Consider the following 15,062-nt stretch of genomic DNA (forward strand, 5'->3'; position numbering starts at 1 on the left):
GCGCCGGGACGGCCGCCTCGATCCGGGCGAGGGTCTGCTCGTCCGGGCGCGTGTCGGTGCCGGGCACCGGCGCGGAGACCGTGCCGGCCTCGGGCCGGGTGACCAGCCCCATCTCGAACACCGCGACGTCGCGCTGACCCCGGGAGACGTTGCGCCGCAGCGCCTCGAACAGGGTGGACAGCACCGAGGTGCGCAGGAACGGCGCCTCCTCCGAGAGCGGGTTGGCCACCCGCAGCATCGTGCGCCGCGGGTCGTCGGCAGCCAGCCCCATCGCGTCGTGGACCCCGGCGCCGACGAACGGGTAGGTCAGCACCTCGTCCAGGCCGTGGTGGGCCAGGGCGTCGGCGACGACTCGGCGGGCCCGCTGGCCGTGGTTGAGCCCCAGGCCCGCGCTGGGCCGGGGCAGCACCGCCGGCACCTGGTCGTAGCCGTGGATCCGGATGACCTCCTCGACGAAGTCCGGTCCGTTGTGCAGGTCGGGGCGCCACGACGCCGGCAGCACCGACAGCGGTCCGTCGCCGATGTCCTCCACGTCGCAGCCGATGGCGCGCAGCGTGGCGACGACCTCCTCGCGGGGCAGCTCCAGCCCCACCAGGCGGGTGGGCAGGTCGGCGTCCAGCCGCACCCGGCCACGCGGGGTGCGGTCGTCGACGTCGGTGACGCCGTCGTCGGCGGTGCCCCCGCCGAGCTGGACGAGCAGGTCGACCGCGAGCTGGGCCGCGGCGGCGGTCACGTCGGGGTCCACGCCACGCTCGAAGCGCTTGGAGGCCTCGGTGACCAGGCGGTGCCGCCGGGACGAGCGCGCCACGGTCGTCGGGTCGAAGTGCGCGGACTCGATGAGCACCGTGCTCGTCATGGCGCCCACCTCGGAGGTGGCCCCGCCCATGACGCCGGCGATGGCCAGCGGGGTGTCCCCGCCGTCGGTGATGAGCAGGTCCTCCGGGGACAGCTCGCGCTCGACGTCGTCGAGGGTGGTGAGCTTCTCCCCCTCGCGGGCCCGGCGCACCACGATGCTGCCGCTGAGGGTGTCGAGGTCGAAGGCGTGCAGCGGCTGGCCGAGCGCGAGCATCACGTAGTTGGTGACGTCGACGGCCAGGGAGATGGGGCGCATCCCCATCTGGGTGAGCCGCTTCTGCATCCACCGCGGCGACGGGCGGGTGGTGTCGATGCCGCGGACCACCCGGGCGATGTAGCGGTCGCAACCGACCCGGCCGCCGAGCGGCGCGCCGTCGGCGAGCTGCACGGCATACCCACGCTCGTTCGCCGCCGGGGCGGCGATGTCGGCGGGGTCGCGGAAGGTGCCCCCGGTGGCGTGGGAGTACTCCCGGGCGATCCCGCGCATGCTGAAGCAGTAGCCGCGGTCGGGCGTGACGTTGACCTCGACGACCTCGTCGGCCAGGCCGAGCAGGGCGATGGCGTCGTCGCCGGGCTCCAGCGAGGCCAGCAGCTCGGGGTCCTCGGCGAACCACTCCTGCAGCACGATGATGCCCGAGTGGTCCTCCCCCAGGCCCAGCTCGGCGGCGGAGCAGATCATGCCGTTGCTGACGTGGCCGTAGGTCTTGCGCGCGGCGATGGCGAAGTCACCGGGCAGCACGGCCCCGGGCAGCACGACGACGACGAGGTCACCGACGGTGAAGTTGTGGGCCCCGCAGACGATGCCCTGCGGAGTGCCCTCGGTCAGCCGCTGGCCATGCTCGCCGACGTCGACCTGGCACCAGCGGATGACCTTGCCGTTCTTCTGCGGCTCCTCGACCAGCTCCAGGACGCGGCCGACGACCAGCGGGCCTGTGATGTCCCCGCCGTGCAGGCCCTCCTCCTCGAGGCCGACCTTGACCAGGCTGGCCGCGATGTCACGGCCGGTCGCCTCCGGTTCCACGTCGACGAGCTCGCGCAGCCACGAAACGGGCGCCCGCATCAGATCTCCATCCCGAACTGGTGGTTGAACCGCACATCGCCCTCGACGATGTCGTGCATGTCGGCGACCGCGTGGCGGAACATCAGCGTCCGCTCGATGCCCATGCCGAAGGCGAAGCCGCTGTAGCGGTCGGGGTCCACCCCACAGGCGACGAGCACGGCCCGGTTGACCATGCCGCAGCCCCCGAGCTCGATCCAGCCGGTGCCGCCGCAGGTGCGGCACTCCGGGTCCTTGCCGCCACAGACGAAGCAGCGGAAGTCCAGCTCGGCGCTGGGCTCGGTGAACGGGAAGTATGCCGGCCGCAGCCGGGTCTCGATGTCCTCCCCGAACATCGCCTGGACGAAGTGCTCCAGCGTGCCGCGCAGGTGGGCCATGGTCAGGCCCTCGTCGACGGCCAGGCCCTCGAGCTGGTGGAACACCGGGGTGTGGGTGGCGTCGAGCTCGTCGGTGCGGAACACCTTGCCGGGGCAGACGACGTAGACCGGCAGGTCACGCTCGAGCAGCGTGCGCACCTGGACCGGCGAGGTCTGGGTGCGCAGGACCAGGCCCGAGTCGGGGCGGTCGACGAAGAAGGTGTCCTGCATCTGGCGGGCCGGGTGGTCAGGGCCGAGGTTGAGCGCATCGAAGTTGAACCACTCCGACTCGACCTCCGGTCCCTCGGCGACCTCCCAGCCCATGGCGACGAAGACGTCGGCGAGGCGCTCGGAGGTCAGCTCCAGCGGGTGGCGGGAGCCGCTGCGGCGCCGGGCCACCGGGGCGCTGACGTCGACGGTCTCCTCGACGAGCAGCCGGGCGTCACGCTCGGCCTCGAGCTCGACCTGCCGCCGGGCCACGGCCTGGGCGACCTGGCCGCGGGCCTGGCCGACCCGCTTGCCGGCCTCGGCCTTGGCGGTGGGGGGCAGGGCGCCGATCTCGCGGTTGGCCAGCGCCAGCGGGCTCTTGTCGCCCTGGTGGGCCAGGCGGGCGGCCTTGAGCTCCTCCAGGCTGGTGGCGGCGGCGATGGCAGCCAGGGCCTCCTGCACCGCGGCGTCGATCGCGGAGGGGTCCAGGGTGCTCACCTCGACGGGGTCGTACTGCGTGTTGGGTCCAGACATCGCTTTCACTTCATGAGGTCGCGTGCGGCGTGCAGCCGCCGACGTGGACAAGCGGTGGGACGACTGCCGATCGGCAGTCTATGGGCCGCGTGGGCCGGTCAGACGAGGTGTTCCGGGGCGCCCGAGGGCAGGGTAAATCGGAACTGGGCGCCACCGGAGCGGGCGGCGCCGACGCTGATCTGGCCGCCGTGGGCCTCGACCAGCCCGCGCACGACGTAGAGGCCGAGGCCGGTGCCGCCCCGGCGCGAGCCGTGCCAGAACCGGGTGAACACCAGGGAGTAGTTCTCCGGGGCGATGCCCTCGCCCTGGTCGCTCACCGTCACGGCGATGGCCTCGCTGCCGTTCTGCGTGGTCGGCATGACACTCAGGCTGACCGTCCCGTCGCCGTGGCGCACGGCATTTTCCATGAGGTTGGCCAGGATCTGGTCCAGGCGGTCCGGGTCGGCCCACGTCTCGGGCAGCTCCGGCGCCGCCTCGAGGACGAACCGCTCCCGGTCGTGGCCGCTGGCCACGAACCGCTCGATGTGCCGCTTGACGACGGCGGTCACGTCGACCGGCTGGCGGCGCACCTGGAGGCGGCCGGCGTCGATGCGGGAGATGTCGAGCAGCTCGGTGATCAGCCGGGTGACCCGGTCGGCGTCGGCCTCGATCGTCTGCAGCATGAGCCGCTTCTGGTCGTCGGTGAAGCGCTCCCACCGGTGCAGCAGGGTGGAGGAGAAGCCCTTGACCGAGGTCAGGGGCGAGCGCAGCTCGTGGGCGACCGTGGAGATGAGGGCGGCGTTGCTGGCCTCGGCCCGGCGCCGGGACTCCGCGTCACGCAGCGACAGCACGACCTCGGTCACCGGCTGGTTGCGCCCGGGACGCACGTAGCGGGCGGTCACGAGGACCTCGTGGCCGCCCTGGAGGATGAGGAGGCGTTCGCGGTGGCCGCTGCGGATGTTCAGCCCGTTCCACGGGTCGGTGCAGGTCCACCAGGACCGGGCGTCGGAGTCCTGCAGCGGCAGCACCTTGCGGACGTCCTGGCCGAGCATGTCGGCGATGTCCTGACCCAGGATGGCGGCCGCCCGGCGGTTGACGTAGACCACCGTGGCCTCGGCGTCCGCGACGACCACACCGTCCGGGAGCACGTCGCCGATCCGGTCGTCCCACGTGACCGCCTGGTCCACTGATGGACGTGCCTCGGTCCCCATGACGCTGACCTTACCCATTCCTGCGGGTCCCGCGATGCGCGCTCGCGGAAGCGTAGAGACAGATCGTGGCCGCCATGGCCAGGTTGAGCGACTCCGCATGGCCGTGGATGGGCACCCGGACGACCTCGTCGCAGGCCTCCCGGACCTCGGGCTCGAGGCCCCAGGCCTCGTTGCCCATGACCCAGGCGTGCCGGCCGGACAGGTCGGCGTCGTCCAGGACGGTGGCCCCGGAGCCGTCGGCGGCGAGCAGGCGCACGCCGGTCTCCCGCAGGCTCGCGAGCAGCTGCGGGACCGGCACCCCGGTCACGACGGGCAGGTGGAACAGGGACCCGACGGTGGAGCGCACCACCTTGGGGTTGTAGACGTCGACGCTGGCGTCGCTGACCAGCACCGCGTCGGCCCCGGCCGCGTCCGCGCCACGGATGACCGTGCCGGCGTTGCCGGGGTCGCGGACGTTGGTCAGCACGACCAGCAGCCGCGGGTCGGCGCCGAGCACATCCGCCAGCGGGACGTCCACCGGCCGGCAGACCGCCAGCAGGCCCTGCGGGGCCGTGGTGTCGCCCATGGCGGCCAGCACCTCGGGGCTGACCTCGTGGACGTGGATGCCCTGCCCGGCGGCCTCCTCGAGGATCGCGGCGTGGCGCGCGGCCGCCTCGGGCACGGCATACAGGTCGCGGACGGCCTCGGGACGGAAGCGGACCGCCTCCCGGACCGCCTGCGGACCCTCGGCGAGGAAGAGGCCCTCCCGCTGACGCACAGCGCGCCGGGTCAGTGCCTTGACCGACTTGACCCGATCGGAACGGGTGTTCGTCAGCACGGCATCGACCCGGCGCGCGGAGATCTGCTGGTGCAGCAGGTCAGGCAGCGTCGCTGGTGTCGGCCTGGGCCGGGACGTTGGCCTTGGCGATCTCGACGAGCGCGGCGAACGCGGCGGCGTCGTTGACGGCCAGGTCGGCCAGGATGCGGCGGTCGACCTCGACCTCGGCAGCCTTCAGGCCCTGGATGAAGCGGTTGTAGGTCATGCCGTTGGCGCGGGCCGCGGCGTTGATCCGCTGGATCCACAGGCGACGGAAGTCGCCCTTCTTGGCGCGGCGGTCACGGTAGGCGTAACCGAGGGAGTGGGTGACCTGCTCCTTCGCCTTGCGGTAGAGGCGCGAGCGCTGACCGCGGTAGCCGCTGGCCCGCTCGAGGACAACCCGACGCTTCTTCTGGGCGTTGACCGCCCGCTTCACGCGTGCCACGTGAGTACTCCTTGCTGGTTAATGCTGAACCGAGAGAGCTTCACACTCGGTCGCTGGATCGACTGGTGGTGGCTCTCGGTTACTTGCCGAGGAGCTTCTTGATCTTCTTCGCGTCGGGCTTGGCCAGCTCGACGTCGTTCGCGATCGAACGCATCTTGCGTGAGGACTTGTGCTCGAGCAGGTGGCGACCGCCGGCCTGCTCGCGCATGACCTTGCCCTTGCCGGTGACCCGGAAGCGCTTCTTGGCGCCGCTGTGGCTCTTCATCTTCGGCATGGGAAGCCGATCTCCTTCAGTCGTGCTTGCTGTGGTCGGGGGTGTCGCGGGCGGCGGGGCCGCCCCGGCGACTACTCGGCGGCCTGGGCCTCCGGAGCGGCAGCCTCGGTGGTCTCGGCTGCGGGTGCCGGCGCGGTCTCGGCGGCGGGGGCCTCGGCGGCCGGCGCGGCCTCCTCGCGGCGACGGCGCTGCTCGGCCTTGGCCTCGGCCTTCTTCCGCGTCGGGCCGAGGACCATGATCATGTTGCGGCCGTCCTGCTTGGGCGCGCTCTCGACGAAGCCGAGCTCGACGACGTCCTGGGCGAGGCGCTGCAGCAGGCGGAAGCCCAGCTCCGGGCGCGACTGCTCGCGGCCACGGAACATGATCGTCACCTTGACCTTGTCACCGGCCTTGAGGAACCGCTCGACGTGGCCCTTCTTGGTGCCGTAGTCGTGCGGGTCGATCTTGGGTCGGAGCTTGATCTCCTTGATGACCGTGTTGATCTGGTTCTTGCGGGCTTCCCGCTCCTTGATGGCTGCTTCGTACTTGAACTTGCCGAAGTCCATGAGCTTGGCGACCGGAGGCTTGGCCATGGGGGCCACCTCGACGAGGTCGAGGTCGGCCTCCGCGGCCAGACGCAGGGCATCCTCCACGCGGACGATGCCGACCTGCTCGCCATTGGGGCCAACCAACCGCACTTCCGGAACACGGATGCGGTCGTTGATACGAGGCTCGCTGATGTTTGTCTCCTTGAGTCAGTGTCACGGTGCCGGCAGGAGACGAAGAAGGCTCCTCGCCACCTGTGTGCGCGAGGAGCCTGGGCATCCGGACCAGGGACCGCTGGTATGACGGGTGGCTGGCCACACGTCGTACGCTGACCGCCGCGGGTGAGCCGCCCCTCCGATTGAGGCGGCCCGCTCGTGGCGGGCGGACCTGGGACCCGACGACGTGAGTCGATGCGGGTGGAAGCTGGGCTTCTCTTGCACGCTGTGACCCGGTCGCTGCCCGGGGGCACCGTCACGTCACAGCCGGTCGATCTGCAAGGCTACCAGCGTGGACCCGCAGAATCCCAATCCCGACCCCCTGACCACCCCCTCCGTCGACGACCACGTCCGGGACATCGCCGAGGTGCCGGCGGTGGAGATCATCACCACCGCCGCGGTGCACCTCATGAGCGCGGCCGCCGTGAAGTGCGGCCTGGCCGAGGGGCCGGAGGCCGAGGAGCTCAAAGACCTCGACGAGGCCCGCCGCCTGATCAACGCCCTCGCCGGCCTGGTGACCGCCGCCGCACCCGACATCGGCAGCCAGCACGCCGCTCCCCTGCGCGACGGACTGAAGTCGCTGCAGCTGGCGTTCCGGGAGGCCTCGGTCTTCCCCGACGCCCCGGGCCAGGGCCCCGGCGAGAAGCTCACCGGCTCGGTCGTCTGACCCCCGGCAACGACCCGGCTCAGGCCGCCGCGGCGACGTCGAGGGCGGCCCGGCGCCGGCGGCGCAGCCGGACGGTGGCCCACCCGGACGTGGCCACGAGCGCCCCGAGCAGGCCGACGAGGGCGAAGCCGCCGGCGTAGCCGTGCAGGTCGATCGCCACACCCGCCACCGGCGCCCCGAGCGCGGATCCGGCCGTCATCGCCGACCCGTGCCAGCCCATCGCCTCGCCGCGGGCCCGCTCGTCGACCACGCGGCTGACCGCGTCGACGGTGGCGGTGATGGTCGGCGCGCAGAACAGGCCGGCGACGAACGACAGCAGCGCGAGCGACACCGGCCCGGAGGCCAGGGCGAGCGGGACCGTGACGACGCCGAGGCCGGCGAGCAGGGCGAACACCGGCAGCGAGCGGTGCAGTGCGCCGTAGACGAGACCGCCGAGCGCGGAGCCCAGGCCCCAGACGGCGAGCACCGGACCGAGCGAGCCGACCGCGCCGTAGTCGCGCATCGCGGCCACGAACGCGACGTCGCAGCCGGAGAGCACGAGGGTGGTGGCCGCGGCCGCCGCCAGGACGGCCAGGAACGCACCGCTGAACCACTCGCGCCGGGGCAGGTGGGCCGCCTCGGCGTCGTGGCCCGCTCGGCGCATGACGGGGTTGACCACCCACACCGCGACGGCGCCGACCACCGTGAGCATCTCGGCGGTGAACAGCACCCACGTGGTCGACCACGTGGTCGCCGCCCAGACGCCCAGGACGGGGCCGAGCATGAAGGACAGCTCGACGCCGACCGAGTCCAGCGACAGGGCGGTGCGGCGCTCCCCGTCGGGGACGGCGGCGATGATCGCCTGGCGCAGGATCGAGAACGTCGGCGTGACGAACAGCCCGGCGGGGACCGCGAGCAGCAGCAGCGGCAGGTAGCCGACGAACGGGGCGACCGACCACACCAGGGCGGTGACGACGATCGAGGGCGCGACCGTGCGGCGCAGGCCGATCCGGTCGAGCAGCCGCCCGCGCCAGGGTCCGCTGACCGCGATGCAGACCGTCGCCAACGCGGAGACCACGCCCGCCTCGGCGTAGCCGCGGTGCAGGGTCTGGACGATGTGCAGGGTCAGCACGACGCCGCCGGCGAACATCGGGATGCGCAGGAACAGCCCGAGCAGCAGCGCGGTCCTCGCCGCGGGGACGGCGAGGACGCGACGGTAGGGGGCGAACGGCATACCGGCAGGCTCCCATGGCCCCCCGACGGGCCTCCATCGATTTGCCGCGCGGCGCCCGCCCCGGAGGACCACCGTGGGCTAGGGTGCGCCCGGCCATCTCGACGGAAGCAAGGGGAACCAGGGATGTACGACACCACGGCCGGAGCCGGACACCCCACGCCCGGCTGGCCTCCCGCACCGGCACCCTGGGCGCCCGCTCCCCAGCGTCAACCCGGCACGGCCCTGGCCGTCGTCAGCCTCGTCGCCTCGCTGCTGGCCCTCCTGGGCGTGCTCCTCATCGCAGGGTTCCTCTTCCTGAACGGCTCCAGCGGCCCGAGCGGCACGCTCACCGGGCAGGTGACCCTGTCCCGGACCGGCGGCCCGCTGGCCGGGCGGGACCTGTCGTCCACGGTCGGCACCGTCGTCGCCCACGACGGCGGCGACGTCACGGGCATGCGCTGCCCGGCCACACCCAGGGTCGACCAGGGCGTGGTCACGGTCTGCCACGGGACGATCAGCGGGGAGACCTGGGCCGTGGTCGTGTTCTTCGAGGACCCGACGGGCCGGTTCACCCTCAGCCCCCTCTGACCTTTCGACCGCCCACCGTCGCCTGACCCCGGGCAGGCCTCGCCCTCGGGACGGCGCTGCGGCGTGCCCGGATCCTGTTCACGCCAGGGCCATCCGCTTTTCTTGACTCGTTCCAGAGCGCGTGGTGGGGTGGGATGATGGTCGAGGCGGAGCAGCAGCTGGGGGGCCGCGTCGCTGCGCGTCACCGCGCCCCGGCCGGCCGATCCCGCCGAGGTCCACGCGCGGCCGTGCGCTGACGTCGGCCGGCAGGGACCGTGACCGCACACCCGAAGTCCGCAAGCTGCAAGGAGATCCCATGAGCAAGCAGACCGGTCCCACCGGCTCCACGACGAGCACCGGAGCCCCCGCGGTCAGCGACCGCAACTCCCTCACCCTCGGGTCCAACGGCCCGATCCTGCTGCACGACACGCACTTCATCGAGCAGATGGCGCACTTCAACCGCGAGCGCGTGCCGGAGCGCAACGTGCACGCCAAGGGCAGCGGCGCGTTCGGCGTCTTCGAGACCACCGAGGACGTCTCGGCGTACACCAAGGCCGCGCTCTTCCAGCAGGGCGCGAAGACCGACATGCTCGCGCGCTTCTCCACCGTCGCCGGCGAGCAGGGCTCCCCCGACACGTGGCGCGACCCGCGCGGCTTCGCGCTCAAGTTCTACACCTCCGAGGGCAACTACGACCTCGTCGGCAACAACACCCCGGTCTTCTTCATCCGCGACACGATGAAGTTCCCGCACTTCATCCGCAGCCAGAAGCGCCGCGGCGGCTCGGGCCTGCGCGACAACCACATGCAGTGGGACTTCTGGACGCTCAACCCCGAGTCGGCCCACCAGGTCACCTACCTCATGGGCGACCGCGGCATCCCCAAGACCTTCCGCCACATGAACGGCTACGGCTCGCACACCTACATGTGGGTCAACGCCGCCGGCGAGAAGTTCTGGGTCAAGTACCACTTCCACTCCGACCAGGGCGTCGAGGGCCTGACCGGCGAGGAGGCCACCCGCATCGCCGGTGAGGACGCCGACCACCACCGTCGGGACCTCTACGACTCGATCGAGCGAGGCGAGTTCCCCTCGTGGACGCTCTCGGTCCAGGTCATGCCCTACGAGGACGCCCGGACCTACCGGTTCAACCCGTTCGACCTGACCAAGGTCTGGCCGCACAGCGACTACCCGCTGGTCAAGGTCGGCACGATGACGCTGAACAGGAACCCCGAGAACTTCTTCGCCCAGATCGAGCAGGCCGCGTTCGAGCCGAGCGCCCTCGTGCCGGGGATCGGCTTCTCCCCCGACAAGATGCTGCTCGGGCGCACGTTCGCCTACAGCGACACCCACCGCTACCGGATCGGGCCGAACTACCTGCAGCTGCCGGTCAACCGCCCCCGCGTGGAGACCAACAGCTACACCTTCGACGGCCCGATGGCCTACGAGCACAGCGGCGACGCCCCGGTCTACGCGCCCAACACCGCCGGCCGCCCCTTCTCCGACCTGACCGGCCCGGTCGAGGACGGCTGGGACGCCGACGGCGACATGGTCCGCACGGCCTACGCGCTGCACGCCGAGGACGACGACTTCGGCCAGGCCGGCACGCTCGTGCGCGAGGTCTGGGACGACGCCCAGCGCGCGGCGTTCGTCCATACCGTCGCCGGCCACCTGCTCGGCGGCGTCACGGGCGAGGTGCTGGAGAAGGCGTTCGAGTACTGGAAGAACGTCGACGCCGACACCGGCAAGCAGATCGAGGAGCTGGTGCGCGCCGGACGCAAGGCGCCCAACCCCGGCGGGGAGGCCGACGCGGCCAAGGCCCACGAGGCCGGTGCGGTCCGCGAGGACGACACCCACGCCGGCTGACACCAGCCAGGCGCACGCGACGTATGCCGTGCCCCCCGTCCGGGGGCACGGCATACGTGCGTTCGCGGCCGGTTCGCGCGCTGGGGGAAGGGTTGACCACACCCAGGCGTGGTCAACCCTCCCCCAGGACGACCGCGGAGCCTGTCAGTAGTCCGCGGTGGTGGCCGGGTCGACGTCGGCGCAGCCGCTTCGCCCGCAGGTGCAGGCATAGGGGAAGGGTGGAAGGGTTGCGCCGATCTGCTGCTCGTGGGCCGAGATCTGGCGGTGCACGACGTCGTTCTCATGCCGTCGCCGGGCCGCCAGCTCGGGCCCGGGGCGCAGGCGTGGACGGCCCGCAAGGGCCGCGATGACCGCCGTGCGGACGGCGGCGGTGACGCCATCCCACCTGACGTCGGTGGGCACGTCGACCACGGGCAGGCCCTCCTGTGCCGCTGCCGCACCCAGGCGCGAGCCGATCACCTGGTCGCGTTCGACCAGCAGCTCGACCCGCCTCCGGCCCGCTTCGGCCCCCTCGACGAGCCGCTGCTCGCGCGCGGCGCGGGTGCGTTCGGCGGTGGTGACCAGCCAGATCCCGGCGAGCGGCGCTCACGCCGCCACCGCATCCGGATGCAGCTGCGGCCCCTCCACCAGCGTCGGCACCTCGCCGACGCGGGCGGCGGAGGTCGTCGACCACCGCGGGTAGCCGGAGAGCCGAGACCCGCTCGAACTCGTCGGCTGCCGCGGCGGGTCCCTGGGCCAGCACCTCGTCCAGCGGAGGGCCGAGGTCGCCGAGACGGTCGAGGTGGTCGTAGGTATAGGCGTCGATCGGGTGGAGCGGAAGGTCCAGCACCTGGGCGAGCTGTCGGGCGATGGTCGACTTGCCCGAGCCGGGGTTCCCGCCGATCCAGAACATCGTTCCGCGCATCATCACAGCCCCCGTGGCGCCAGTCGTCGAGCCGTGACCGTGGCGCTGAGCATCACGGTCGGCTGGCCGGAACCTATGCCCTGCGCGGCTCATCGGCATCCGGGTGCGCTTGCGCCGGAACGGCACACCGCACGTCAGACCCGAGCGTCCCCTCGCCACCCACTCACGGTGACCACGCGGGCCTGCGACCGAACGTCGCGGGATGCTCGGATACGGTCGGCAGCGTGACCATCTACCACCTGGCGGAGCAACAGCACTGGGAGGCCGCGCAGGCCTCGGGGCGCTACGAGCAGTCGACGCTGGGGCGCACGCTGGCAGAGGAGGGGTTCATCCACTGCTCGTCCGCGGAGCAGTGGCCGGTGGTGCGCCGCGCCTTCTACGGGCATTACCCGAAACCGTTGGTGCTGCTGGAGGTCGACGAGTCGCGGCTGACCTCACCGCTGGTGCGGGAGGTGGGCAACGCCGAGACGGGTGAGGAGTTCCCGCACGTCTACGGGCCGATCAACGTCGGCGCCGTCGTCGGCGTCACCGAGGTGCCGGCGCCTCACGCCTGACGGATCGCGAAGGCCAGCGCGTCGATCCGGGCCCGGGCCTCGCCGTCGGTGGCGACCCGCTCGCCGATACGCGTCGCGACGTGCTGCACCTGCTGCTGCTCCAGCCCGGGGCGCAGCGTCAGGACCACGCGCAGCGTGCCCGTGCCCGGCTCGCCCGCCTCGGTGGAGACGTCGAGGACGTCCGGCTCCCCAGCGGTCGCGCGGGCGAGCGCCTGGGCGATGAACGGGTCCTCGTGCGCCGGCAGCCACTCGCGCTGCTGGGCCAGCGCCCAGAGCATGCTCGGGCGCAGCACGGTCGGGCTGCCCGAGCCGAGGTCGAGCACCATGACGTCGCACCGCTCCTGCACGGCGGCCTGGGCGGCCAGCGCGCTGGTGACCGGCGACGGGCGGGCCGTGGCGTCCCAGGCCGCGAGCGCCGCGACGCTGGTGAACACCGGGAGGGCGCGCTGGCCGTCGGGGGCGGTGAGGGTGACGACGGCCATGTCGGTGGACTTCTCCACGGCCAGCTCGCCGGAGTCGTCGACCTCGGTGGGTGCCGCGACGATCGGCACGATCAGCCGGGCGCCGGCCAGCGCCGCCACGAGCGCGCGCTCGTCGGCCCTTGGGTCGAGCGCCGCCAGCAGCGCCGGGTCGGCGGCGCCGGTGTCGTCGTCGAAGCCGGTGCCGGACAGCTGCCTTCCGGTGAACGGGATGCCGGCCGAGTCGTGGCTCATGACTGCTCCTGCGGGGTGACGACGGCGTCGAGCTCGATCTCGACGAGCATGGCGGGGTCGAGCGCGACCAGCGCCTGGGCGCCGGCGTCTCCGGGGTGGGCGACCGCCCCGTCGACCACGGCGGTGCAGCCGGAGACGTGCACCTGGTCGCCGACCCGGACCGCGCGGGCGTAGCCGAAGGCCTGCTCCCACGGGCCGCCGGAGGCGTCGGCGCGGCGACCGCTCACGGCCGGCCGGCGACGTCGAGCGCGTCGGGCAGGGTGAAAGCCCCGCGGTAGAGGGCGGAACCGACGATCGCCCCTTCGACGCCGAGCGGGACGAGCCCGCGGATCGCCTCGATGTCGGCCAGCGTCGACACCCCGCCGGAGGCCACGACGGGGCGCTCGGTGCGGGCGCACACCTCCCGCAGCAGGTCCAGGTTGGGGCCCTTGAGCATGCCGTCCTTGTTGACGTCGGTGACCACGTAGCGCGAGCAGCCCTCGGCGTCGAGGCGGGCCAGGGTCTCCCACAGGTCCCCGCCCTCCTGGGTCCAGCCACGGGCGGCCAGCGTGGTGCCGCGCACGTCGAGGCCGACGGCGACCCGGTCGCCGTGCTCGGCGATGGCGCGGGCGGTCCACTCCGGGTCCTCCAGCGCCGCCGTGCCGAGGTTGACCCGGCGGCAGCCGGTCGCCAGCGCCCGCTCCAGGGTCGCGGCGTCACGGATGCCGCCGGACATCTCGACCAGGATGTCGAGGCGGCCGACGATGCTCGCCAGCAGCTCGGCGTTGGAGCCACGACCGAACGCCGCGTCGAGGTCGACCAGGTGCAGCCACTCGGCGCCCTGCTCCTGCCAGGCGAGGGCGGCCTCCCACGGGTCGCCGAACTCGCCGCCGGTGCCGGCCACTCCCTGGACCAGCTGGACGGCTCGGCCGTCCGCCACGTCGACGGCGGGCAGCAGCTCGAGGCGGGGTGCAGTGGTCACGAATCTCCTTGTGTCGTGGGCGTTCTGGGGTCAGAGCGTCTGGACCCAGTTGCGCAGCAGCTGGGCGCCGGCGTCGCCGGACTTCTCCGGGTGGAACTGGGTTGCCGACAGCGGGCCGTTCTCGACGGCGGCCACGAACGGCTTGCCGTGCTCGCTCCAGGTGACCTTGGGCGCCATCGCGGTGAACGCGCCCTGCGGGTCGAGCTGCCAGTGCGCGGCGGCGTAGGAGTGCACGAAGTAGAACCGCTCCTGCTCCACGCCGGCGAACAGCCGGGTGCCCTCCGCCGCACTGACCGTCGACCACCCCATGTGCGGCACGACGTCGGCCTCGAGCCGCTCGACCATCCCGGGCCACTCCCCCAGCCCGGCCTCGTCGCCGTCCACACTGGGCTCGGTGGAGCCCTCGAAGAGCACCTGCATGCCGACGCACACGCCGAGCACCGGGCGTCCCCCGGACAGGCGCGTCTCGATCAGGCGCGGGCCGTCGACGGCCCGCAGCCCGCGCATACAGGCGTGGAAGTTGCCCACGCCGGGCACGAGCAGGCCGTCCGCGGCCAGCACCGCGGACCGGTCGGCCGTGAGCTCGACGTCGGCGCCGACGCGCTCCAGGGCACGCACCGCCGAGTGGACGTTGCCACTGCCGTAGTCGAGCACCACCACGCGGGCAGCCATCTAGTGTCCTTCCATCTCGGCCCGCAGCCGGGCCTCGTCCGTGACGATCGAGTCGAACGTCGCCAGGTGCGCCTCGTCCGGCTCCACCAGCCGGGACCCCTCGGCCCCGGCTGCCGACAGCGGGTCGCTCAGCAGCCCCTGACCGGGCAGGTCCAGCACCTCCATCAGCGACGTGAGCAGGCCACCGGCCTCACCGCCGGGGTCGCCCAGCAGGCCGGCGACGTCGCGCACCGCCCGCCGGTCACGCAGTCCGGCGGTGGCGACGAGCTCCTCCGGCCGCGCGGTCGGCAACCCCGAGGAGCGCACCACCCCGCGGCCCGGCTCCCACACGACCCAGCGCTGTATCGCGCGCCACCCGTCCGGTTGCAGCGTCACCACTGCGCGGTCCTCCGCGCGGAACAGGCCGACCGCCGCCCGCAGGCGGCTGGGGACGGAGCGGGCGGCCAGCACGCTGAGCGCGTCGTCGTAGGGCGCCCGGGCCCGGGACGGCCCGGCCGGGACCACCGCGGTCCACCCC

Annotated in this window: 18 protein-coding genes; 4 read left to right on the forward strand and 14 right to left on the reverse strand. The window is 72.8% G+C overall.

Features of this window, described 5'->3' with window-relative positions:
- The 7 genes from pheT to infC form a co-directional block, all read right to left on the reverse strand.
- The coding region (gene pheT, locus VF825_RS10820) for a phenylalanine--tRNA ligase subunit beta (protein WP_331113077.1) at positions 1–1,915 on the reverse strand (1,915 nt) is incomplete at its 3' end.
- Positions 1,915–3,009, reverse strand: a complete 1,095-nt coding sequence (gene pheS, locus VF825_RS10825) for a phenylalanine--tRNA ligase subunit alpha (RefSeq protein ID WP_331113079.1) — start codon at positions 3,007–3,009, stop codon at positions 1,915–1,917. The genes pheT and pheS, both read right to left, overlap by 1 nt.
- A 98-nt stretch (positions 3,010–3,107) precedes the next feature.
- Complete coding sequence (locus tag VF825_RS10830) at positions 3,108–4,199, reverse strand: sensor histidine kinase (RefSeq protein ID WP_331113081.1); 1,092 nt, start codon at positions 4,197–4,199, stop codon at positions 3,108–3,110.
- A 10-nt stretch (positions 4,200–4,209) separates the two neighbouring features.
- Positions 4,210–5,016, reverse strand: a complete 807-nt coding sequence (locus VF825_RS10835) for an RNA methyltransferase (RefSeq protein WP_331113083.1) — start codon at positions 5,014–5,016, stop codon at positions 4,210–4,212.
- A gap of 40 nt (positions 5,017–5,056) precedes the next feature.
- Positions 5,057–5,440: a 50S ribosomal protein L20 gene (rplT, locus tag VF825_RS10840; RefSeq protein ID WP_331113085.1), complete on the reverse strand. Its 384-nt coding sequence runs from the start codon at positions 5,438–5,440 to the stop codon at positions 5,057–5,059.
- 79 nt (positions 5,441–5,519) lie between these two features.
- Complete coding sequence (gene rpmI / locus VF825_RS10845; RefSeq protein WP_331113087.1) at positions 5,520–5,714, reverse strand: 50S ribosomal protein L35; 195 nt, start codon at positions 5,712–5,714, stop codon at positions 5,520–5,522.
- Between the two features lie 71 nt (positions 5,715–5,785).
- Positions 5,786–6,433 (reverse strand): translation initiation factor IF-3, encoded by a 648-nt coding sequence (gene infC / locus VF825_RS10850; protein ID WP_331113111.1) that lies wholly within the window; start codon positions 6,431–6,433, stop codon positions 5,786–5,788.
- A 313-nt stretch (positions 6,434–6,746) separates the two neighbouring features.
- Between infC and VF825_RS10855 the strand changes: the two genes are divergently transcribed.
- A complete protein-coding gene (locus VF825_RS10855) occupies positions 6,747–7,121 on the forward strand; it encodes a DUF1844 domain-containing protein (protein WP_331113088.1) in 375 nt (124 codons plus the stop codon).
- Positions 7,122–7,140: 19 nt separating this feature from the next.
- On the opposite strand, the gene VF825_RS10860 is transcribed toward VF825_RS10855, so the two are convergent.
- Positions 7,141–8,334 carry an MFS transporter gene (locus VF825_RS10860; RefSeq protein ID WP_331113090.1) on the reverse strand — a complete coding sequence of 398 codons (1,194 nt, stop codon included), beginning with the start codon at positions 8,332–8,334 and terminating at the stop codon, positions 7,141–7,143.
- A gap of 123 nt (positions 8,335–8,457) precedes the next feature.
- On the opposite strand from VF825_RS10860, the gene VF825_RS10865 reads away from it, so the two are divergent.
- Positions 8,458–8,901 carry a DUF4333 domain-containing protein gene (locus VF825_RS10865; protein WP_331113093.1) on the forward strand — a complete coding sequence of 148 codons (444 nt, stop codon included), beginning with the start codon at positions 8,458–8,460 and terminating at the stop codon, positions 8,899–8,901.
- Positions 8,902–9,196: 295 nt separating this feature from the next.
- Positions 9,197–10,741, forward strand: coding sequence for a catalase (locus tag VF825_RS10870; protein WP_331113095.1), 1,545 nt, complete (start codon positions 9,197–9,199; stop codon positions 10,739–10,741).
- A 144-nt stretch (positions 10,742–10,885) separates the two neighbouring features.
- Here the strand turns inward: VF825_RS10870 and VF825_RS10875 are convergent, their stop codons facing one another.
- Positions 10,886–11,200: a hypothetical protein gene (locus VF825_RS10875; RefSeq protein WP_331113097.1), complete on the reverse strand. Its 315-nt coding sequence runs from the start codon at positions 11,198–11,200 to the stop codon at positions 10,886–10,888.
- Between the two features lie 669 nt (positions 11,201–11,869).
- On the opposite strand from VF825_RS10875, the gene VF825_RS10880 reads away from it, so the two are divergent.
- Positions 11,870–12,199, forward strand: coding sequence for a DUF952 domain-containing protein (locus VF825_RS10880; protein WP_331113099.1), 330 nt, complete (start codon positions 11,870–11,872; stop codon positions 12,197–12,199).
- Here VF825_RS10880 and VF825_RS10885 read toward each other — a convergent pair.
- From VF825_RS10885 to VF825_RS10905, 5 genes are all read right to left on the reverse strand, one after another.
- Positions 12,190–12,912 (reverse strand): SseB family protein, encoded by a 723-nt coding sequence (locus VF825_RS10885; RefSeq protein ID WP_331113101.1) that lies wholly within the window; start codon positions 12,910–12,912, stop codon positions 12,190–12,192. The two genes, VF825_RS10880 and VF825_RS10885, sit on opposite strands and share 10 nt — an antisense overlap.
- Entirely contained in the window at positions 12,909–13,139 is a 231-nt protein-coding gene (locus VF825_RS10890) for a hypothetical protein (protein ID WP_331113103.1), read from the reverse strand. The genes VF825_RS10885 and VF825_RS10890 overlap by 4 nt, the downstream gene beginning before the upstream one ends.
- The gene (gene priA, locus VF825_RS10895; RefSeq protein ID WP_331113105.1) at positions 13,136–13,873 is read right to left on the reverse strand and encodes a bifunctional 1-(5-phosphoribosyl)-5-((5-phosphoribosylamino)methylideneamino)imidazole-4-carboxamide isomerase/phosphoribosylanthranilate isomerase PriA; all 738 of its coding nucleotides are present in this window, start codon (positions 13,871–13,873) and stop codon (positions 13,136–13,138) included. Before priA ends, VF825_RS10890 begins: the two co-directional genes overlap by 4 nt.
- Positions 13,874–13,903: 30 nt before the next feature.
- The gene (gene hisH / locus VF825_RS10900) at positions 13,904–14,545 is read right to left on the reverse strand and encodes an imidazole glycerol phosphate synthase subunit HisH (RefSeq protein WP_331113107.1); all 642 of its coding nucleotides are present in this window, start codon (positions 14,543–14,545) and stop codon (positions 13,904–13,906) included.
- Positions 14,546–15,062, reverse strand: a 517-nt coding sequence (locus VF825_RS10905; protein WP_331113109.1) for a hypothetical protein, incomplete at its 5' end; no start/stop codon positions are given.

The sequence above is a fragment of the Oryzihumus sp. genome (assembly GCF_036391795.1).
Taxonomy (GTDB): Bacteria; Actinomycetota; Actinomycetes; order Actinomycetales; family Dermatophilaceae; genus Oryzihumus.